At 39.1% G+C, this 21,231-nt stretch carries 20 protein-coding genes and 1 pseudogene; 13 read left to right on the top strand and 8 right to left on the bottom strand.

Features of this window, described 5'->3' with window-relative positions; all coding sequences use genetic code 11:
* From IYQ91_RS10055 to sdaAB, 4 genes are all read right to left on the bottom strand, one after another.
* The coding region (locus IYQ91_RS10055; RefSeq protein ID WP_195673662.1) for a fucose isomerase at positions 1-117 on the bottom strand (117 nt) is incomplete at its 3' end.
* A gap of 143 nt (positions 118-260) precedes the next feature.
* Positions 261-917, bottom strand: a complete 657-nt coding sequence (locus tag IYQ91_RS09140; RefSeq protein ID WP_022526737.1) for an HAD hydrolase-like protein — start codon at positions 915-917, stop codon at positions 261-263.
* Positions 918-969: 52 nt separating this feature from the next.
* Positions 970-1,842 (bottom strand): L-serine ammonia-lyase, iron-sulfur-dependent, subunit alpha, encoded by an 873-nt coding sequence (gene sdaAA, locus IYQ91_RS09135; protein WP_003031553.1) that lies wholly within the window; start codon positions 1,840-1,842, stop codon positions 970-972.
* An 8-nt stretch (positions 1,843-1,850) separates the two neighbouring features.
* Positions 1,851-2,522: an L-serine ammonia-lyase, iron-sulfur-dependent subunit beta gene (gene sdaAB, locus IYQ91_RS09130; protein ID WP_195673643.1), complete on the bottom strand. Its 672-nt coding sequence runs from the start codon at positions 2,520-2,522 to the stop codon at positions 1,851-1,853.
* Between the two features lie 258 nt (positions 2,523-2,780).
* Here sdaAB and IYQ91_RS09125 point away from each other — a divergent pair, with 258 nt between their 5' ends.
* The 9 genes from IYQ91_RS09125 to rpsD all read left to right on the top strand — a co-directional run bounded on the left by IYQ91_RS09125 (position 2,781) and on the right by rpsD (position 12,678).
* Entirely contained in the window at positions 2,781-3,308 is a 528-nt protein-coding gene (locus IYQ91_RS09125; RefSeq protein WP_195673642.1) for a LysM peptidoglycan-binding domain-containing protein, read from the top strand.
* Between the two features lie 331 nt (positions 3,309-3,639).
* Positions 3,640-4,785: a tRNA 2-thiouridine(34) synthase MnmA gene (gene mnmA / locus IYQ91_RS09120; RefSeq protein WP_264371269.1), complete on the top strand. Its 1,146-nt coding sequence runs from the start codon at positions 3,640-3,642 to the stop codon at positions 4,783-4,785.
* A gap of 135 nt (positions 4,786-4,920) precedes the next feature.
* Complete coding sequence (gene mnmG, locus IYQ91_RS09115) at positions 4,921-6,837, top strand: tRNA uridine-5-carboxymethylaminomethyl(34) synthesis enzyme MnmG (protein ID WP_126467979.1); 1,917 nt, start codon at positions 4,921-4,923, stop codon at positions 6,835-6,837.
* A 252-nt stretch (positions 6,838-7,089) separates the two neighbouring features.
* Positions 7,090-9,066 carry a DHH family phosphoesterase gene (locus IYQ91_RS09110; RefSeq protein WP_195673641.1) on the top strand — a complete coding sequence of 659 codons (1,977 nt, stop codon included), beginning with the start codon at positions 7,090-7,092 and terminating at the stop codon, positions 9,064-9,066.
* A complete protein-coding gene (gene rplI, locus IYQ91_RS09105) occupies positions 9,063-9,515 on the top strand; it encodes a 50S ribosomal protein L9 (RefSeq protein ID WP_195673640.1) in 453 nt (150 codons plus the stop codon). Before IYQ91_RS09110 ends, rplI begins: the two co-directional genes overlap by 4 nt.
* Positions 9,516-9,546: 31 nt before the next feature.
* Positions 9,547-10,899 carry a replicative DNA helicase gene (gene dnaB / locus IYQ91_RS09100; protein WP_195673639.1) on the top strand — a complete coding sequence of 451 codons (1,353 nt, stop codon included), beginning with the start codon at positions 9,547-9,549 and terminating at the stop codon, positions 10,897-10,899.
* Positions 10,900-10,902: 3 nt separating this feature from the next.
* Positions 10,903-11,175, top strand: a complete 273-nt coding sequence (locus IYQ91_RS09095; RefSeq protein WP_003026751.1) for a Veg family protein — start codon at positions 10,903-10,905, stop codon at positions 11,173-11,175.
* A 57-nt stretch (positions 11,176-11,232) separates the two neighbouring features.
* Positions 11,233-11,862: an HAD family hydrolase gene (locus IYQ91_RS09090; protein ID WP_195673638.1), complete on the top strand. Its 630-nt coding sequence runs from the start codon at positions 11,233-11,235 to the stop codon at positions 11,860-11,862.
* Between the two features lie 204 nt (positions 11,863-12,066).
* Positions 12,067-12,678 (top strand): 30S ribosomal protein S4, encoded by a 612-nt coding sequence (gene rpsD / locus IYQ91_RS09085; RefSeq protein ID WP_003026749.1) that lies wholly within the window; start codon positions 12,067-12,069, stop codon positions 12,676-12,678.
* 115 nt (positions 12,679-12,793) lie between these two features.
* On the opposite strand, the gene IYQ91_RS09080 is transcribed toward rpsD, so the two are convergent.
* Positions 12,794-13,327: a TetR/AcrR family transcriptional regulator gene (locus IYQ91_RS09080; RefSeq protein WP_195673637.1), complete on the bottom strand. Its 534-nt coding sequence runs from the start codon at positions 13,325-13,327 to the stop codon at positions 12,794-12,796.
* Between the two features lie 174 nt (positions 13,328-13,501).
* Between IYQ91_RS09080 and IYQ91_RS09075 the strand changes: the two genes are divergently transcribed.
* Positions 13,502-16,300, top strand: coding sequence for a YhgE/Pip domain-containing protein (locus tag IYQ91_RS09075; protein WP_195673636.1), 2,799 nt, complete (start codon positions 13,502-13,504; stop codon positions 16,298-16,300).
* Positions 16,301-16,339: 39 nt separating this feature from the next.
* Here the strand turns inward: IYQ91_RS09075 and IYQ91_RS09070 are convergent, their stop codons facing one another.
* Both IYQ91_RS09070 and IYQ91_RS09065 read right to left on the bottom strand, forming a co-directional pair.
* Complete coding sequence (locus tag IYQ91_RS09070) at positions 16,340-17,113, bottom strand: Cof-type HAD-IIB family hydrolase (protein WP_195673635.1); 774 nt, start codon at positions 17,111-17,113, stop codon at positions 16,340-16,342.
* 17 nt (positions 17,114-17,130) lie between these two features.
* Entirely contained in the window at positions 17,131-18,012 is an 882-nt protein-coding gene (locus IYQ91_RS09065) for a helix-turn-helix domain-containing protein (protein WP_195673634.1), read from the bottom strand.
* A gap of 536 nt (positions 18,013-18,548) precedes the next feature.
* Between IYQ91_RS09065 and IYQ91_RS09060 the strand changes: the two genes are divergently transcribed.
* The 3 genes and pseudogenes from IYQ91_RS09060 to IYQ91_RS09050 form a co-directional block, all read left to right on the top strand.
* Positions 18,549-19,307 (top strand): DUF6261 family protein, encoded by a 759-nt coding sequence (locus tag IYQ91_RS09060; protein WP_084740307.1) that lies wholly within the window; start codon positions 18,549-18,551, stop codon positions 19,305-19,307.
* Positions 19,308-19,401: 94 nt separating this feature from the next.
* Positions 19,402-19,794: a hypothetical protein gene (locus tag IYQ91_RS09055; RefSeq protein ID WP_051148235.1), complete on the top strand. Its 393-nt coding sequence runs from the start codon at positions 19,402-19,404 to the stop codon at positions 19,792-19,794.
* 158 nt (positions 19,795-19,952) lie between these two features.
* Positions 19,953-20,234 (top strand): annotated as a pseudogene (locus IYQ91_RS09050) (VTC domain-containing protein); the annotation flags it as partial.
* 371 nt (positions 20,235-20,605) lie between these two features.
* Here the strand turns inward: IYQ91_RS09050 and IYQ91_RS09045 are convergent.
* The gene (locus IYQ91_RS09045; protein ID WP_195673633.1) at positions 20,606-21,223 is read right to left on the bottom strand and encodes an HAD family hydrolase; all 618 of its coding nucleotides are present in this window, start codon (positions 21,221-21,223) and stop codon (positions 20,606-20,608) included.
* Positions 21,224-21,231: the final 8 nt, after the last annotated feature.

Raw genomic sequence — 21,231 nt, 5'->3', positions numbered from 1 at the left:
AATCAGATATTCGATCCCTGACTGATTGAGGTTAAACTGTTTTGATAATGACTTGAGAGTTGCGCCGCTTTTTCGCAAGTAATAGATTTGAACCTTGTCTTCATAACTTAATTTCATAAAAATAACACCCCAAAAGTTAGAGTTTTCTTGTCTAACTTTTGGGGTGCAGTTCAAAATGATTCGTCTTTTTCTATGGGTGATTGACTTAGCAAACATAGTTGTTTGTTTTAGAATCTTTGATTGTATATTGTAAATATGGTTTACAATTCATGTAAAGTATTATTTACCAAAGCTGTTAAAATTTTCTGAGGCGAATCTGAGATAAAATCTGCCTCATTGTCAGTTAATTCTTTCTTGTTTCCAAATCCCCACAGAACTCCTAAAGTAGCAATTCCGACTGATTTTCCACCAATTATATCAAATTTTGTATCCCCAACAATGATAGATTGTTCAAGATTAGCATGAGAATTATTTAAAGCACGAGTTATAACATCTGCTTTATGATAAGAATTTGGAAGAGAGCCGAAGATACCATTGAAATGTTTATCAATTTCTAGGTATTGTGCCATTTTATGGGCCATTGGTTCATTTTTACTAGTGGTAATATAGACATGGTAATCCGAATGTTCTAATTCTAACAACAGTTCTTTTATACCCTTGTAAAGTTGAGCTTCAAAAACACCGTTATTTTTATAGTATTCTCTAAAGAAAGCAATAGCTTGATTGACATTGGTCTCTGGCACTACAGAAGCGAAACTAACTTCTAAAGGTGGTCCAATGAAAGTATCCAGCTCTTTGCTATCAGGGGCTTTGATATTTAGTGAAGTGAATGCGTATTGGAAAGCATTCTTGATTCCTACAGAACTGTCAACAAGTGTTCCATCTAAGTCGAAAAAAATATATTTAAAATTTTGCATAGTCTAAATTCATGTTTACAGGGCTGTAAACTTTTTCCTTTTGTGTAGAAAGTTATTCTCCAAAAATTTCTTTGGATAATCTACGACCAGTAGGTGTAGCTGCCAATCCACCTTCAGCAGTCTCACGAAAGGCAGTCGGCATACTTGCTCCAACTTGATACATAGCGTCAACTACTTCGTCAACGGGAATTTTTGATTCAATACCTGCTAAAGCTATATCAGCGGCAATGAAAGCGTAGCTAGCTCCCATAGCATTTCGTTTGACACAGGGAACTTCTACTAGACCTGCAACGGGGTCACAGATTAATCCAAGCATATTCTTAATCACAAAACAAATTGCTTGGCTGGCTTGAAATGGGGTACCACCTGCTGCTAAAACAAGAGCTGCTGCACTCATGGCTGACGCTGATCCAACTTCTGCTTGACAGCCACCTTCAGCTCCTGAAATAGAAGCATTATTAGCGATGACTAGACCGAAAGCTCCAGCTGTTAATAAAAAGTCTAGTTGTTGTTTTTCAGTAAGATTTAATTTTTCGATAGCAGATGTAAGGACAGCGGGTAAACAACCAGCACTTCCTGCTGTTGGTGTTGCACAGACCAACCCCATTTTAGCATTGTATTCATTGACAGCAATAGCATTTTTTGCTGCCGTTAAGACAGTATAGTCCGAAAGAGCTTTTCCTGATTGAATATATTTGTGGAGTTTGGCTGCATCGCCACCTGTTAAACCACTCCGAGATTTACTTTCATCTAATCCCATAACGACAGAAGCTTTCATAACTTCTAGATTTCTAGTCATCAAGCGTAAGACTTCATCTCGTTCACGACCTGTCAGTTCGTATTCAGTAGCAATCATCAGTTCGGCAACACTACCCTGAAAGTCTAAATCTGCTTGCTCCACTAATTCTTTGATTGAATAAAACATAAACTCTCCTATTTAAAGAAATTGACATTATGAAGTTTAGGAATTTTCTTGATTTCCTCAATAGCTCCTTCACAGCTGCGACTGTCAATTTCAATGATCATAATAGCTTTTTCACCTGCTTTTTCTCTTGTGACATTCATCTGTGCGATATTGATGTTATAACGAGAAAGTGCTTCAGTAACATGAGCAATCATTCCAGGAACATCCTGATGGACGATAATAATTGTCGGGGTATTCATGCTGAGCGAAACAGAAAAACCATTTAATTCAGTCACTTGAATATTTCCACCACCAATGGAAATACCAGTAACACTAATCGCTTTTTGCTCATTTTTAATGGTGATTTTAGCTGTATTTGGGTGTGGAGCATTGCTATCTTTTTGAATCGTCCAGACAATTTTAATCCCTCTTTTATGGGCAATTTCTAGGCTATTGGGAATATCAGGGTTATCTGTATCCATTCCGAGAATCCCAGCTACAAGAGCCAAGTCCGTACCATGTCCACGATAAGTTTTCGCAAAAGAATTAAATAGTTGGAATTCAACTTCTGTTGGCTCGTCATCAAAAATTGATGAAACAATTTTTCCAATACGAACAGCACCTGCTGTATGACTACTAGATGGACCAATCATAACAGGACCAATAATATCAAAAACAGATTGAAATTTTAGTGAGTTCATCGTAACTCCTTATAAATTCATTATCTTCATTATATCAAAGTTCAGTATATTTTTCTGCCTTTTTAGCTAATAAAATGAATGTGACGTAAATTCTAAACTTCCTTTGAGGTCACTTTTCTTATAGTAACCTTAAAGCAAATAAATATAGGGTGGATTTTAGTCTCTCTTCAATTTGTTTGTAATATTTTTAATGAAAGGAAAAAACAATAGTAATAATTAAGGTATATGATAGTTCTATCACAGAAAAGGAGAATCTAAATGATTTTGAATTTAAAGAATACAAACAAAAAAACTAAAGTAAGTTTAATAAGCTTAGCAGCAACAGCGCTGTTCTTTCTTCCTACACTTGCAAACGCAGATAGTTATACAGTAAAATCTGGAGATACTCTTTCAGCTATTGCTGCATCACATAATACAACAGTTGATAAAATTGCTCAGAAAAATAAGATTAGCAATATTCATCTGATTAGTGTTGGGCAAGTATTGGAGTTAGATGACACAGCTACAAGCCCTACAACTGCGGAGTCAAGTAATTCTGCAACTACCACATCTGGTCTGAGTAATGAAGATGCAGCTGCAAAAGAATGGATTGCGCAAAAAGAATCAAGTGGCAGTTATACAGCCCAAAATGGACAATATTATGGTCGTTACCAATTGAGTTTATCATATTTAAATGGTGACTTGTCAGCAGAGAATCAAGAAAAAGTAGCAGACGCTTATGTAGCGGGTCGTTATGGTTCTTGGTCAGCTGCTAAGACTTTCTGGTTAGCAAATGGCTGGTATTGATGAATACAAAAGATGATTGAGGTTGGGACAAAATGTCTCAATCTTTTTATGATAGCAAGGCTTTAATATAGTAGTTTACGGCTAAAAGCACCATTTTCAGATTATAGATAGAGGCTGCAAAGTTGCTCACTAGATTCGCCCTTTTGTTAGAATTTCTATTGATTCATTCACTGATTTAATAGTTTATCCACTGAATTTTTGGTTTACAGTAGTGTAAAGTTAGTGCTATCTGGTTATTGAAATTTGTCCTTAAGGTTATTTCGTGTTATAATAAACCTTGCTCTAAGCGACCTTCAATCGTTGAAAGCAAAACACGACCTTCAATCGTGAAATAACGAAAAGATGGGAGAACACGATGAGTGATCATTCTAAAACACGTGTCGTTGTCGGAATGAGTGGCGGTGTGGATTCGTCAGTTACGGCTCTTTTGTTAAAGGAGCAGGGCTATGACGTGATCGGCATTTTCATGAAAAATTGGGACGACACAGACGAAAATGGGGTCTGTACAGCTACAGAGGACTATAAAGACGTAGCAGCTGTGGCCGATCAGATTGGAATTCCTTACTACTCTGTCAACTTTGAAAAAGAGTATTGGGATCGCGTTTTTGAATATTTCTTAGCTGAATATCGAGCTGGTAGAACCCCGAATCCAGATGTCATGTGCAACAAAGAAATTAAGTTTAAAGCTTTTTTGGACTATGCTATGACATTGGGAGCGGACTATGTGGCAACAGGTCACTATGCGCGTGTAAAGCGCGATGAAGACGGAATTGTTCATATGCTGCGAGGAGTGGATAATGGCAAAGATCAGACTTATTTCCTTAGTCAGTTATCACAAGAGCAGCTGCAAAAAACGATGTTTCCGTTGGGATATTTAGAAAAGTCTGAAGTTCGAGCTATTGCAGAGAAAGCAGGATTGGCTACTGCTAAGAAAAAAGATTCAACCGGCATCTGCTTTATTGGTGAGAAAAACTTTAAAGAATTTCTGGGAAATTATTTACCAGCTCAACCTGGTCACATGATGACAGTTGATGGTCGAGATATGGGTGAGCATGCTGGTTTGATGTATTATACAATTGGTCAGCGTGGTGGCCTTGGCATTGGTGGTCAGCATGGAGGAGATAATGAACCTTGGTTTGTAGTGGGTAAGGATCTTAGTCAAAATATTCTTTATGTTGGTCAAGGTTTTTATCATGACAACTTGATGTCAACGAGTCTTGACGCTAGCCAATTACATTTTACAAGAGAAATGCCAGCTGAGTTTACTATGGAATGTACAGCTAAGTTTCGTTATCGTCAGCCAGATTCTAAGGTTACAGTAACTGTAAAGGGTGACAAGGCAATTGTCAACTTTGCAGAACCTCAACGTGCTATTACACCTGGACAAGCCGTTGTATTTTATGATGAAGAAGAGTGTCTTGGTGGTGGCTTGATTGACAATGCCTATAAAGATGGTAAGCTTCAACAGTATATTTAGATTGACATTTTTTAGCAATCTGCTAAAATGGATATAGCAATAACTATGATGGTCAAAGCTCATGGATGTTGCAGGCTTTTTGTCCTGCACTTCTAGAGGTTTGACTTTTTTGGTGAAAAAATAAGGAAAGAAAAGATGACACACAATTTTACTGAAAGTTATGATATTGTCGTAATTGGTGCTGGGCATGCAGGTGTTGAGGCTTCGTTAGCAGCCAGTCGAATGGGCTGTAAAGTCCTACTTGCGACAATCAATATTGAAATGCTAGCTTTTATGCCTTGTAATCCTTCTATTGGAGGATCTGCCAAGGGAATCGTTGTACGTGAAGTGGATGCTCTAGGTGGAGAGATGGCTAAGAATATAGATAAAACTTATATTCAAATGAAGATGCTCAATACTGGGAAAGGTCCAGCAGTTCGTGCTCTTCGTGCGCAAGCAGATAAGGAACTTTATTCTAAAGAAATGCGCAAGACGGTTCAACATCAAGAGAATCTCACTTTGCGTCAAACTATTATAGATGAGATTCTAGTTGAGAACGGGAAAGTCGTTGGTGTGAAAACAGCCACGCACCAAGAGTTTGCTGCAAAGGCAGTTGTCGTAACAACCGGTACAGCTCTGCGTGGAGAAATTATTATTGGAGATTTGAAGTATTCTTCTGGTCCTAATCATAGTTTAGCTGCAATTAACTTAGCAGACAATTTACGTGACTTAGGGTTTGAAATTGGGCGTTTTAAAACAGGGACTCCTCCGCGTGTGAAAGCCTCTTCTATTAATTATGAAGAGACGGATATTCAGCCTGGAGACGAAAAAGCGAACCACTTTTCCTATACTTCTCATGATGAGGATTATCTTAAAGATCAGATTCCTTGCTGGCTAACTTATACTAATGGAAGAAGTCATGAAATTATTCAAAACAACCTTTACCGTGCACCAATGTTTTCAGGAATGGTGAAAGGTGTAGGACCACGTTACTGCCCGTCAATTGAAGACAAAATTGTTCGTTTTGCAGATAAAGAGCGCCACCAACTTTTCTTGGAGCCAGAAGGTCGAGATACGGAAGAAGTTTATATTCAGGGGTTGTCAACGAGTTTGCCAGAAGATGTTCAAAAAGACTTAGTGCATTCTATTAAGGGACTTGAAAATGCTGAATTGATGCGAACTGGCTATGCGATTGAATATGATATGATTATGCCACATCAGCTTCGCGCTACTCTAGAAACTAAGAAAATCTCAGGTTTGTTTACAGCTGGGCAAACGAATGGGACATCTGGTTATGAAGAAGCAGCGGGACAGGGCATTATCGCAGGAATCAATGCAGCTCTGAAAGTTCAAGGAAAGCCAGAACTGATTTTGAAACGCAGTGATGGTTACATTGGGGTCATGATTGATGACTTGGTCACCAAGGGAACGGTGGAGCCGTATCGTCTTTTGACAAGCCGTGCTGAATATCGTCTCATTTTACGACACGACAATGCGGATATGCGATTGACTGAAATTGGACGCAGGGTAGGATTGGTTGATGATGAGCGCTGGCTGCGTTTTGAAATTAAGAAGAATCAATATGAAACTGAAATGAAGCGCTTGAGCACTATTAAATTAAAGCCAATTAAAGAAACGAATGAAATAGTTGAAAAATTAGGCTTTAAACCATTGACAGACGCAGTTACAGCGAAAGAATTTTTGCGTCGGCCAGAAGTTTCATATCAAGATGTTGTCAAGTTTGTCGGTTCAGCAGCTGAAGATTTAGATGAAAAGATAATCGAATTGATTGAGACTGAAGTCAAATATGAAGGCTATATTTCTAAGGCGTTGGATCAGGTTGAGAAGATGAAACGAATGGAAGAAAAACGGATACCAGCAAACATTGACTGGGATGATATTGATTCAATTGCGACAGAAGCTCGTCAGAAATTCAAGAAAATAAACCCAGAAACAATTGGTCAAGCTAGTCGGATTTCAGGTGTCAATCCAGCAGATATTTCGATTTTGATGGTTTATTTGGAAGGTAAATCACGAAGTATCTCAAAAAATCAAGAAAAAGCAAAAAAATAAATGATGAAGATGCTTGTTCACATTTCTGAGCAAGTGTTTTTTCGTCAATAATACTTGACAAAGCTGTAAACTACCAGAGAAATAAAGCTAATTTAATGGGAAAATTAGGTATTCTGTTTTGTAAAGTGAGCAAAGAGATGCAGGAAGATTTAATTTTTTCTAATATTTGACAGTATTATTTGGCTTGTTTTAATAAGGGAAAACTCGCTTTTTTAGAGCTTTTGTGGTAAAATGGCGGTTAAGAGGTTTGTGATGAAAAAATTTCGTTTTATTCCAATTCATTTTGTAATCATGGGCGTTATTTCCTTTGGAATTTTAGCTATTTTATTACGAGTTTTTGGTAGCAGCATTCTGATGTTGTCTGCGCTTTTTTTGGTGCTTGCTCTTTTGATTTTTCTATTGATTTACCAACAAAAAAGTTATGAAATTGATGAAGTGGAACAAATCCAGTATGTGAATGATCAAGCAGAAAATAGTTTGGCATCATTGCTTGAAAGAATGCCGGTTGGTGTTGTAAAAGTTGATCAAACATCTGGAAATGTAGAATGGTTTAATCCTTACGCAGAGTTGATTCTTACCAATGAAGACGGTGAATTTGATGTGGACTTGTTGCAAAAAATTACCAAAACACCATCTGAGGGTGCTGGATCGTATGCAACAATTGGGGATACAAAATATTCGGTCTACTTAGATCATGCTTCAAGTGTGTTTTACTTTTTTGATGCTTCTAGTGAGTATGAGGCTACTTCAGAATTAGTAACGACAAGGCCAGTTATTGGTATTATTTCAGTCGATAATTATGATGATTTAGAGGATGTTGTCTCAGATTCAGATATTAGCCACATTAATAGCTTTATCGCAAATTTTGTCTCTGAATTTGCAGAAAAATATGCCATGTTTTCTCGTCGTGTGGGAATGGATCGTTTCTATATTTTTACGGATTACACGGTGCTAGATCGGTTAATGCAAAATAAGTTTGCAGTTATTGATCAGTTTAGGGAAGAAGCTAAAAAGCGGGAAATTCCTCTCACATTGAGTATGGGCTTCTCTTATGGTGATAGTAATCATGAGCAGATTGGTAAAGTGGCTCTCTTAAACTTGAATCTTGCTGAAGTTCGTGGTGGTGATCAGGCTGTTGTCAAAGAAAATGATGAGTCAAAGAATCCTGTTTACTTTGGTGGTGGCTCAGCTGCATCGGTGAAACGAACACGTACTCGCACGCGAGCTATGATGACCGCTATTTCGGATAAGATTAAAAGTGTGGACCAAGTTTTTGTAGTTGGACACAAAAATTTGGATATGGATGCGCTTGGTTCTGCTGTGGGAATGCAAGTATTTGCTAGTAATATTATTGATCAGACCTATGCTGTTTATGATCCTCATCAAATGGCTGCGGATATTGAGCGAGCAGTTCGCAGGCTGCAGGATGAAGGAGAGACCAATCTTCTTTCGGTTGCTGATGCGATGACAATGGTGACCAATCGTTCTCTGTTGATTATGGTGGATCATTCAAAAACAGCTCTGACCTTATCAAAAGAGTTTTATGATTTGTTTAACCAAATTATCGTCATTGATCACCACAGAAGAGATCAAGATTTTCCGGAAAATGCTGTTATCACTTATATCGAAAGTGGAGCAAGTAGTGCCTGTGAATTGGTAACAGAGTTGATTCAATTCCAAAATTCTAAGACAAAACGCTTGAGTAAAATGCAGGCTAGTGTGTTGATGGCTGGGATTATGCTGGATACGAAGAAGTTTTCTTCTCGTGTAACCAGTCGGACATTTGATGTGGCGAGCTATTTACGCACGCGCGGAAGTGATAGTGTGGCTATTCAAGATATTTCAGCAACGGATTTTGATGAATATCGTGAAGTGAATGAGTTGATTTTGAATGGTAAGAAAATTTTGCCGAATGTACTCGTTGCGACAGGTGTAGAAGAAAAATGCTATGATACAGTTGTTATCAGTAAAGCAGCAGATGCCATGTTAGCTATGTCAGGGATTGAAGCTAGTTTTGTTGTTAGTAAAAATAAGCAAAACAGTGTTTCGATATCTGCTCGTAGCCGTAGTAAAATCAATGTCCAACGTATCATGGAAGAACTGGGCGGCGGCGGTCATTTTAATTTGGCAGCAGCGCAAATTCCTGACCAGACAATTGCTCAGGTGGTTCATAGCTTAAATGAAATTATTGTTCGTGAAGTACTAAAAGATAAGGAGTTAGAAGAATGAAAGTAATCTTTTTAGCAGATGTAAAAGGTAAAGGAAAAAAAGGTGAAATTAAAGAAGTGTCTACTGGTTATGCACAGAATTTTCTGATTAAGAAAAATCTTGCCAAAGAGGCGACTGCAGCAGCTATCGGCGAGCTTCGCGGAAAACAAAAATCAGAAGAAAAAGCGCATGCAGAAATGTTAGCTGAAGCACAAGCTATTAAGGAAAAGCTGGAAGCAGAAAATACAATTGTTGAATTTACTGAAAAAGTAGGACCAGATGGACGGACTTTTGGTTCTGTTACCAGTAAAAAAATTTCTGAAGAGTTGCAGAAGCAATTTGGAATTAAGCTTGATAAACGATTGATTCAAGTCAAGAGTCCTATTCGCTCTGTTGGTTTGATTGATGTGCCAGTGAAAATTTATCAAGATGTGACGAGTGTGATTAACCTACGTGTAAAAGAAGGTTAATTGAAGAATATTTTTTGAGAGAGGAGGTCTTATGGCAGATATTGATGAATTGCGAGCACAACCGCAGGATATTTTAGCAGAGCAATCTGTTTTAGGTGCGATTTTTATTGATGAAAGTAAGCTAGTTTTTGTTCGTGAATATATCGAGCCAACTGACTTCTTTAAATATGCTAATCGGTTAATTTTTAAAGCGATGATTGACTTGTCAGATCGAGGCGATGCCATTGATGCGACAACTGTTCGTAATATTTTAGACAGTCAGGGTGATTTGCAAAATATCGGTGGCTTGTCTTACTTGGTTGAAGTGGTCAACTCAGTACCGACTTCTGCCAATGCTGAATATTATGCTAAGATTGTAGCAGAAAAAGCTGTTTTGCGCCGGTTGATTTCGCGACTGACAGATTCTATCAATCTAGCTTATGATGGCTCTAGTCCTGCAGATGAAATCATTGCTGGGGCTGAAAAAGCGTTGATTGATGTTAGTGAAAATGCTAGTCGAAGCGGCTTTAAAAATATTAAAGAGATTTTGAATCTTAACTTTGGCAGCTTGGAAACGCGGTCTCAGCAAACTTCTGATATTACAGGGATTGCGACAGGTTATCAAGACTTAGATCACATGACTACGGGTTTGCATGAAGAAGAGTTAATCATCGTGGCAGCTCGTCCAGCGGTTGGTAAAACAGCTTTTGCTCTCAATATTGCTCAAAATATTGGAACAAAGCTAGATAAAACAGTCGCTATCTTTTCTTTAGAAATGGGGGCAGAAAGCCTAGTAGACCGAATGCTGGCAGCAGAGGGGTTAATTGAATCGCATTCAATCCGTACAGGGCAATTGACGGAGGAAGAATGGAGCAAGTATGCAATTGCACAAGGAAATCTAGCAGAAGCTAGTATTTACATTGACGATACGCCAGGAATTCGGATTACAGAAATTCGTTCGCGTGCTCGAAAATTAGCGCAAGAAACAGGAAATCTTGGATTAATCTTGATTGACTACTTGCAGTTGATTACAGGGACTGGTCGAGAGAATCGTCAGCAAGAAGTATCTGAAATCTCTCGTCAATTAAAGATTTTGGCAAAAGAGTTGAAAGTGCCAGTCATTGCGCTGAGCCAATTGTCACGGAGTGTGGAACAGCGTCAGGACAAACGACCTGTTTTGTCAGACATTCGTGAGTCGGGTTCTATTGAGCAGGATGCAGATATTGTTGCATTTTTATATCGAGATGATTACTATGAACGCGGCGGTGAAGAACCTGAAGGGCTTCCAAACAACAAGGTTGAAGTGATTATCGAAAAGAACCGTAGCGGTGCGCGTGGTACGGTAGAATTGATTTTCCAAAAAGAATACAATAAGTTTTCAAGTATTTCCAAGAGAGAGGAATAAATAATGAGTGATGCATTTACAGATGTTGCAAAAATGAGAAAAATCAAAGAAGAAATCAAAGCCCATGAGGGCAAAATGGTAGAAATGACTCTTGAAAATGGCCGTAAACGTCAAAAAAATAAGCAAGGGCGCTTGATTGAAGTTTATCCTTCTTTGTTTATCGTTGAATATACAAGTAATGGAGGTCAACCAGGTGAGATTGAAAACACTTATGTCGAATCTTATACTTATTCAGATATTCTAACAGAGAAAAATCTCATTCGTTATTTGGATTAAGAATAAATAGATTTTAATGGCGAAAAACTGCTTTGATTGATGTGGCTGGAGTGAAAAATGATTAAAAATCTAGTTTTTGATTTTGGCAATGTTTTAATTGAATGGAATTCTGCTAAGATTTTAGCTGCTTTTGTAAAAGAAGAAGACCGTAAGCGCGTCAAGGCTGCTATTTTTGATTCGGGACTTTGGGCTCAGACAGATACTGGACAATTAACTTTGGAAGCAGCCATTCAGGCGGCTCAAACATTGCTAGATAGTTCTTACTCTGCTACTGTTGAGGCTATTTTTAGTCATTGGTATGAGACAGTGGATGTTTATCATCAGCTACAAGAGAAAATTTTTGAATGGGCTCAGCTGGGGTATGGCATTTATATTTTATCCACTACAAGTGAGATATTTTATGCAGTTGAAAATGCAGGTTTATTACCGATGACGAAAGTTTTGACTGGGAAAATCCTTTCTTACGAAGTAGGGTGTGCAAAGCCAGATAAAAGCATCTATCAAAAGTTACTAACTCAATATGCATTGCACGCTAATCAATGTGTATTTATAGATGATTTACAGATAAATTTAGATGCTGCTAAAAGTCTAGGATTTGAAACTATTTTAGCAACATCTGAACAGCAAAATATAATTGCGATAGAGGAATTGTTGAAGAAGAAAGGTTATTTTCATAGAAAGAAATAATCTGGGAAAATCCGTCTTTACAGATAGGATTTTTTTTGATATAATGGATTTTGTGTGAAATAGCAGCAGGAGGGCATGAAGCTCGTCAACAGAATATTAGCTATAAAAGTAGCCTTGGCTGTTTAGGCGAAAATGTTCTGCACGAATCAGGGCTTTCTAAGTGACTATTTCCTCAAATTATTATTTTTACAGGAGGACATGTTTATGTCACGTTATACAGGACCATCTTGGAAACAAGCTCGTCGTTTGGGTCTTTCACTTACAGGTACAGGTAAAGAATTGGCACGTCGTAACTACGTACCAGGTCAACATGGACCAAACAACCGTAGTAAATTGTCAGAATACGGTTTGCAATTGGCTGAAAAACAAAAACTTCGCTTCACTTATGGTGTAGGTGAAAAACAATTCCGTAACTTGTTCGTACAAGCAACTAAAATCAAAGGTGGAATCCTTGGTTTTAACTTCATGCTTCTTTTGGAACGTCGTTTGGATAATGTTGTTTATCGTCTTGGACTTGCAACAACTCGTCGTCAAGCTCGTCAATTCGTAAACCACGGTCATATCCTTGTTGATGGAAAACGTGTAGATATTCCTAGCTACCGTGTATCTGTTGGTCAAGTGATTTCAGTTCGTGAAAAATCACTTAAAGTACCTGCAATTCTTGAAGCGGTTGAAGCAACTCTTGGACGTCCAGCATTTGTATCATTTGATGCTGAAAAATTAGAAGGTTCATTGACTCGCTTGCCAGAGCGCGACGAAATCAACCCAGAAATCAACGAAGCGCTTGTCGTTGAATACTATAACAAACAACTTTAATCGATGGATTATCAGAGGTTGGGAATCTTCCCAGCTTCTTTTTTTGTTGTAAAGATTACGAAGAAAAGCCCTAGAGAGCTTGTGGGTGCTACTAGGGCAAGGTATAAGAAATATTCTAATCCAACATTTTTAAAAGAAAATCTGCCATTTGCTCAGGGCTTTCTTTTTTCCCTCTAGCAATCCACATTTGACAAACTCCAAAAAAGGCGTTTGTCAGGTAAACATGGCTGTATTCTTTCTCCACTTGACTTAGTAGTTTACTACTAAAGCGCTCTTGTAGGTCTTCAGCCAGCATGATTTGGAATTTATGGCGTAAAAATGTTTGAATTTCTTTTGTTCCGTTTTCTGTTAACAAAACAGAAAGGAGGGATTCGCGTGTGAGAAAATCAAAAACTTCTATAATCGCGCTACGCTTGTCTTGAGCATACTTCTCAAAAATGTATTCTAACTTATGAAAAAGTTTTTGCTGATAATGCTCAATCATGTCATATTTATCTTTGTAATGCGTGTAAAAACTACTGCGACTAATGCCGGCAGTCTTGGTCAACTTGACAGTGCTAATCTGGTCGAATGATTCGTGTTCCAGTAGCTCTACCATCGCATTTTCAATAATCATTTTTGTTTTTTGGCGCTTGTTACTTTCTGCCATATTAGTTTTCCTCTTTTGAACAAATTTATACAACGTGTCTAAAATTGAAGTTTTTCTCTTGTGAAAAAATGTAGAAACTGTATAATCTATTATATCAAATATTTAGACAATGTGTATAAAAACATTTCAAAAATTAAAATTTTTATACAGAGTGTCTAAGATAGAGGAGAAAAAATGTTCAAAGAATGGAAAGCAATTTTCAAAAAACCAATTTTTGTGATTGTCATGATTGGTGTTTCCTTGATTCCTGCTCTTTATAATGTGATCTTTTTGAGCTCCATGTGGAATCCTTATGATAAAGTTTCAGAATTGCCAGTAGCGGTTGTGAATAAAGACCAACATGCGACATTTAACAACAACACCTTATCTGTTGGTGATGATATGGTGAAAAGTCTTAAAAAGAATGATGCTTTAGATTTTCATTTTGTATCTGAAGCAAAGGCAAAGAAAGGTTTGGAGAAGGGTGATTATTATATGATTATCACGCTTCCAAGTGATTTATCCCAAAAGGCAGCTAGTATTCTGGATAATAAACCACAAAAGATGCAGATTGATTATCAAACGTCTAGCGGGCACAGCTTTATTGCCAGCAAGATGAGTGATTCGGCTATGACGCGGCTTCAACAAACTGTCGCTAACAATGTGACAAATACATACACGACGTCTCTCTTCAAGAGTATGAATAGCTTGAGGAAAGGCATGACAACAGCTGCTTCTGGTAGTGGGCAACTCGCTTCTGGCGGTCAACAATTAAAAGACGGTAGTCAAACTTTGACAGATAATTTGAATACTTTATCTAGCTCTAGCATGACGTTTGCAGACGGCGCTAATACATTGACGACAGGTTTGGGAACCTATACGCTTGGGGTGCGTCAGCTGTCAGACGGAATTGGTACGCTATCGACACGCCTTTCAGCTTATACGTCAGGTGTCGGTCAATTGGCTTCTGGGACAGATACGCTTTCAAAAGGTCTGACAGACTATACAAATGCTGTTGGTCAATTGGCTTCTGGCTCAGATACATTATCAAAAGGACTGATAGGGTATACAAGTGCTGTTGGTCAATTGGCTGACGGTTCAGGGCAATTATCAGATGGCTTAACTACCTATACCAATAGTGTGGTAAATCTTGCAGGTGGCGCAAATCAATTAAACGGTCAATCGCAAAACTTATTAGCTGGTGTTAATCAATTGAGTGCTTCTAATGGAGAAATTCAAAAATTATCAAGCGGTGCGCATCAATTAGCTACGGGTCTGAATACGTTAATGATAACTGTTCAACAATCTGGCATGACTGCTGAACAAGTTCAAAAGCTACAGGATTTGCAAGCAGGTTTAACTGCTGTGCAAACTGCTCTTTCAACTGGATCAGACTTGTCAGCCGCTAAAGCAAGCATGACGACTGCTTTAAGCGATATGGAAACGGCTGCGAACACGCTTGCCAATAGTGCGACGACAGACAAGACTACGATTGCAACTAACGTGGCTGCTACAGCTGCTTATCAAAAGTTAAGTGCTAGTGAGCAGGCAGAAATCAATGCTGCGATTTCGCAAACTCCAAGTCAAACTGCTACGACTGCGGCAAGTCTATTGACAAATATTCAAGCGCTCAAGACGCAAGTGGCGAACTTGCCAGAGCAATCTTCTAATCAACAAAACATCGCTGTTATCGAACAAGCAAAAGGTGCGCTTTCAAATCTCCAAGTGAGTGCACAACAGTCCCAAGCAAGCATTCTCGCAGCTTTGCAACAATCAACTGCGGGTGCTAATCAAGTAGCAGCAGGTATTGAACAATTGCAAACGAGCTTAGCAACGGGTGCTGGTCGATTAGCAAAAGGTGTAACCGACTACACCAATGGGGTTGCTCAGATTACGGCAGGAGCTAATACCTTATCTGGCAATAGCGACCAATTGACATCTGGTATGGCGAAAATCAGTTCAGGTTCTAAGACCTTGGCTGGTAAGAATAGTCAATTGACATCTGGTATGGCAAAAATCAGTTCAGGTTCTAAGACCTTGGCTGGCAAAAACAGTCAATTGACGTCTGGTATGGCAAAAATCAATTCTGGAGCTAATCAATTGGCGGCTAATAATGGTCAAATTGACGCTGGTTTAGCAAAATTAGCAGACGGCGCTAGTCAATTAGTGAACAACTCTGCAGCTCTTGTGTCAGGGGCAGGCAAACTATCTGATGGTGCTGGTCAAATTGCGAATGGTTCTACGAAGCTGGCAGACGGCAGTTCAACTATCACGTCTAATCTGGGGACACTTGTGTCGGGTGTGGACAGCTTAACAGCAGGTTTGACAGATGCCAAAAATCAATTATCTATGGTGACAACCAATAAAGCCAATGCTAAAGCTCTCGCAAATCCATTAACAACGAAGAAAATAGATAAAGATCATGTTGGTAAAAATGGTATCGGTATGGCTCCATACATGATTTCTGTGGCACTTTTTGTAGCAGCGATTTCAACCAATATCATTTTTAACACGTTGCCTTCTGGTAAGAAACCTCAGACACGTATGGAATGGCTGAAAGCACGTATTCAGGTCAATGGCGTTATTTCTCTCTTGGCAGGTTTATTGGTATATGGTGCAGTGCACATGATTGGCTTGACTGCCAATCATGAATGGGCGACGCTTGGAATCATTCTTTTAACAAGCATGTGCTTCATGGCAGTGGTGACGGCTCTGGTAACGTGGGACACTAAGCTTGGTGCTTTCACTTCCTTGATTTTGTTATTGTTGCAACTAGCCTCTAGTGCGGGGACTTACCCACTTCCGTTGACGGATAAGATTTTTCAAAATATCAATCCTTGGTTGCCAATGAGTTACTCTGTTTCGGCTTTGCGTCAAACAATTTCGATAACAGGGCAAGTCGGTGGACAAGTTGCCTTCATGACAGTTGTTCTGCTGCTCTTTGTCGGTCTTGGTTTCTTGGTCTACAATCCGAATAAAAAAGAATTAGTCTAATCTAAAAGCTCTTGTATCTTGAATACAGGAGCTTCTTTTTTAAATTAAACCAAAGTGAGCAAGGGCGTGTGGAATGCCATTTTCATCATTAGAGCGCGTGATGAAAGTGGCTGCTTCTTTGACGGCTGTTTGGCTATTGCCCATTGCAATGGGATAATCTACTGTTTCAAACATGGTCAGGTCATTGAGTCCGTCTCCGAATGCGTAAGTCGGTGCTTCGTCTGCCAGCAAGGTCAGCAGGTGCTGAATCCCAGAGCCTTTGTTACAGCCGTGCGGCGTGATGTCTATCGAGTAGGGGCTGTTACGGAAAAAGTGCAGTTCAGGGATTTCTGTCTGATACTGGGTGTCTTTTTCTGGCTCCTCACTAAAAATGAGCAACATCTGACAAGGCTGGTTTTGATAAATGGTCGGACCGACTTGGGGCAGGTCTTGATGAAAATAGCGGAAATTCCGCTGAACGGTCAGACTGAGCGCTGTCACACGCATTTCTCCTTGCGAATAAAAACCGAGGTCATGTTCATTTTCCTTTGCCAGTTGCAGGAGCTTGAGAATGCTGTTTTGTGCAATTCGTCCTTCAAACAGGAATTGCTTTTTATGGAGGATTTCCATGCCATTTAGCAAGATAGCGGAATGAATCCCAGCGTCTTCCAGAACCGTCCCCATTTCTCCGCGCCCGCGCCCCGTACAGATAATAGGCAGAAAGCCGTTGGCTCGTAGTTGAGCAATGGCTGTTTTGTTGTCTGCTGGGACTTGTCCTTGGCTATCAACCAAGGTGCCGTCAATATCAAAAAATACAAATCCGTTGTAAGTCATTTGCTTCTCTGTCTCCTTTAAGGTGCTGAAGTTCCACGTGAAACATGAGAAGAAGGGGAAGTACGATGCTGTTTGACCTCTTCTTTCAAGTTTTCGAGCAAGGTCGTTTCTTCTGTCAGCTCAAGTAACTGGAGACCTTTCTGGATAAGGTCGTCATCTCCTTGGCAAATACCCAGGCGAACCTGGGCAAAGCCGAGCTTGTCGTATCGTTTTGTTTGCTTGGCGAGCGGTAAGATCATCTCGGTGATACGCTGGCAATCGTCAAGGCGATTGTTGTAAAGGTAGATGGTCGAAAGGTTGGCTAAAATGGAGAATTGTGTACTGTGAATTTCTTTGTAATGCTTATACTTGTTGAGACTGGCTAAGATTTTTTCCGTTATATTTTGAATAGTTTCTAGTGGGAAGAAATAAAGAATGACACTTAGTAAATTTAGGTCACTTTCATAAAAAGTATCTCGTTTTTCTAAATCTGTCCATAACTGTTGAGCTAAAACTTGTGCTTGACTACTGATTTTATTTTTTCTAATTTCAATTAGTATATTTGCCATACGCAAAATATTGCTAATGGGAATATCATGATGAGCTTTCAAGTAGTCCTCACACTGTTTGGTTAAATCCAGTAATTGTTCTGTTTCAACGACAGACAAATAATTTTTAAATTGTAAGATGATTTTCATTCTGTGATTTGAATGATAATAATCACAAATATATTCAAATTCCCCAAAGCTCATGTCAATCTGGTGGAGCAGAAATTCCATGGTTTCATAGCTGGGAACGGATTGGTTGCTTTCAAACTTGGAAAGATTGGAGCGAGAAATCCAATCTCCGCAAATCTCTTGCTGGGTGATTCCCTTTGCTTTTCGAATCGTCTTGTAAACTGTGCCAATATCCCAACGCATAGGCGACTCCTTGTGTTAAATATGAAATGTGAAAATAGTGGGCATTTTGTGAATGCCTTTTCATCATATTATATCATATAGATGAAAGGAGAAAAAGTGATGAAGAAAAATACCTTTTCTGCTTCTGCGTTCCATTAAGGACTGTGTGTTCAAACTGTTTTGAAAGTGGTTAATCCTCTTTTTTAGAAAATTTCCTATAATTTCCCATTCATGTTATACTAAATGAGATGATTTTTCATTCGTCTGAGGGTCAGATAGCTTGCTTTAAAACAGGTTTGCTTTGTCCGAGGGTCGGACAGCTTGCCTTAAAACAGGTTTGCTTTGTCCGAGGGTCGGACAGCTTGCCTTAAAACAGGTTTGCTTCATCCGAGGGTCGGACGGCTTGCCTTAAAACAGGTTTGCTTCATCCGAGGGTCGGACGGCTTGCCTTGAAACAAGTTTGCTTCGTCCGAGCCTCGGACAGGATAAAGAAAAGTCATTCATCTTATCTGAGGGTCAGATAAGAAAAAATATTTTTTTAATAAGGAAAGGATTTTATGCCAAAAGGAAAGTTAGTTAATGTTCAGGTGAGCAGTCTCCGCCATGCGGAATTCACGCAGTTTATCACTCGTTTTTTAGATGATGTGGAGAAAGAAGCGCTCGACTTTAAAAATGAGGATGTCATTACCGCTCTCGTCAAGAAGATAAAGGCAGCTTTGCCTGCTTATCAAGCCTCTCTCGGTCAGATTCGGGCGAGTGAAAAGTCAGCTTCGATTAGTGCGGCTGACGAATTGCGCGACGCTGATTTGCAAGCTCTTCGCGATGCGCTGAAACCTTATCGGGCAGCCAAGCGGGAAGAGGAAAAGGCAGCTTATGCCAGCTTGAAACGCTTGTTTGACCAATACAAAGACGCTCATCAGAAGCATTACGAGGAAGAAACAGCCCTCGTTGTCAGCTTACTGGACAAGCTAAAAACAGCCCCATATAAGGAGCAAGTGGGGACTTTAGCGCTTGGGAAATTCGTTGAAAATCTGACCGAAAGCCACTCGACTTTTGAACAACTTTTTGCTTCTCGCTCCCAAGAGAAATTGCAAAAAGTGAGCTATGATGTCAAGCGATTGCGCAAAGAAGTAGCGACGCCTTACCAACAGTTGGCGGACTATGTAGTGATTTTGCACCAAGTCAAAGACGATAGCTTTTATGCGACCTTCCTTTCCGTGCTCAATAACAGCCGCAAGCACTATGCGGATGTCCTTGCCCGTCGCAAGGGTAAAGAGCCTAAAGCAGAAGCAGGAAAAGTAGCAGAAATCAACTAACATTTCTCCTTCATCTTACTTGAAGTTTGTCTGTCAGAGTGGTAGGATAAAGACGGAGAAGAGGAACGAGCAGAAAATTAGAAAGTGTGATGGGATGATAAGATTTCATTTTAATAACGAATTTTGGTTTCGGTGGCGGTTTTATCTGTTGAGCATGATGATATTCTTTTCCTTGGTTGTTGAACCTTATCCGAAATTGAACGTGTTCAATGTGATTTATTTTGCTGTGTTGGGAACATTTTTGCTCTTGCAGATTTTTGTGCCAGAGTGTTCGCATAAGCGATCCTATCCAGTAGGCAGCTATCACTTTAACTGGGAATTTTATAATGACATTTCCTTGTATCTGATGATTTATTTTTCGTACTCCTTCTACTCTGGTCCGAGAAGCAGCCACGATGTGTTGTACTGGATTTTTCTGGTAGCAGATATTCTGATTATTTTCAGTTTTCTTATCAAAAAAGAAAAAGAAGAGAAGAGTGAAGAATAAGATTGCGGTAGCTTCAGTTTTCTATTTCATTCTACAGACATCTATTAAACACCTCCAGAAAATGGGGGTGTTTTGTTTTCTTTAAGTTTTCTTTAGCTTTCTTTTAAGGATTTGCCCGTAAACTACGTAGATAAAGAACGACAAAGGAGAGCAATCTCATGGCTAAAAAAACATTTAAAGATAAATTTCAACGGATAGAAACCAAGTACGTTATCTCAAAGGAAACGTTGGCAGATTTGCTAAAGGAGTTTGAAGCGTATATGGCAGAAGACGAGCATGCCTATTCAACGATTGGCAACCTCTACTATGATACACCGACCTATCAGATGATTCGGGAGTCTTTGGAGAAGCCTTATTTCAAGGAAAAATTGCGCGTGCGCACTTATGATGCTAGCCCTCAGGCTGATAGCCAAGTCTTTTTGGAAATCAAGAAAAAAGTGTGTAATGGCAAAGGTAGCAATTCTGGCGGACGGTGACGATAGACAAAAGAGGCTGGGAGAACCCAACCTCTTTCGTTTGACCTTCGCTTGTGATAGGATTAAAACTAAGAAAAATATATGAAATAATAAATCACGTATAATTGGCATATTTCTACAAATAAATAAAGAAATGAAAGGGGAACAAACAAACCAAATAGCTTGAAAAATAACAATCTTTTTTTCATGTTTAGTAACCTCACTTTTTCCTTTTTCAACCTAAATGTATCACAAAAATAAGAAAAAACAAGTCTATTTTAAAGGAAAATTTATGATATAATAAAGTTGATAACGTTAAAAAAACTAGAGCGAAACAACTCTAGTTTTTTGCATGCTCAGCCTAAAATCTCTAGAATCTCTGTCAAATTATCAATAGTCCAATCTGGTGTTTCTGCTGGATTCGTTATGTGGTTCAAGTGGCTAAATCCCTGTCGGATCCAAATGGTTTGCATTCCAAGTTGTTTAGCCGGAAGAATATCATTGTCCAAACGGTCGCCAATCATCACAGCGTGTTCAGCCAAACAGTTCGCTTGTTGGAAAGCTAACTCAAAAATAGCGAAATCGGGTTTTGCCAAGCCAACATCGGCAGAGGAAATCACCAGATCAATCCAAGAATCAATACCAAATCTTCTCAATCTTGCCTGCAAGTTCGGTAACTGGTTGGCAATAATCCCAATCTTGTAGTGTTGGTGGAGAGTTTTCAGCACTTGCTTGCAGTCAGGATACAGCACCTCTAAATCAGACCTCCAAGACGGACACTTCAGACCATAATCGTTCAGAGCCTCCGCATCGCCTTTTTTATTTTCCTTAAAATAGTGGTTCATAGTTTGATAAAATGCTGCATAAGAAATATTAGTATCAGCAAGAGCCTGCTCAATCCGATCTTGGTAGGCTTTTTCTTCATTTACCAAAGTTGAGCCAATATCAAAGAATAACCAATGAATCTGTTTCATGCGAAACC

Source organism: Streptococcus sp. HF-2466 (assembly GCF_015594645.1).
GTDB classification, from domain to species: domain Bacteria; phylum Bacillota; class Bacilli; order Lactobacillales; family Streptococcaceae; genus Streptococcus; species Streptococcus anginosus.
The sequence above is the reverse complement of the archived record's forward strand: the minus strand, read 5'-3'. Positions and strand labels throughout refer to the sequence as shown.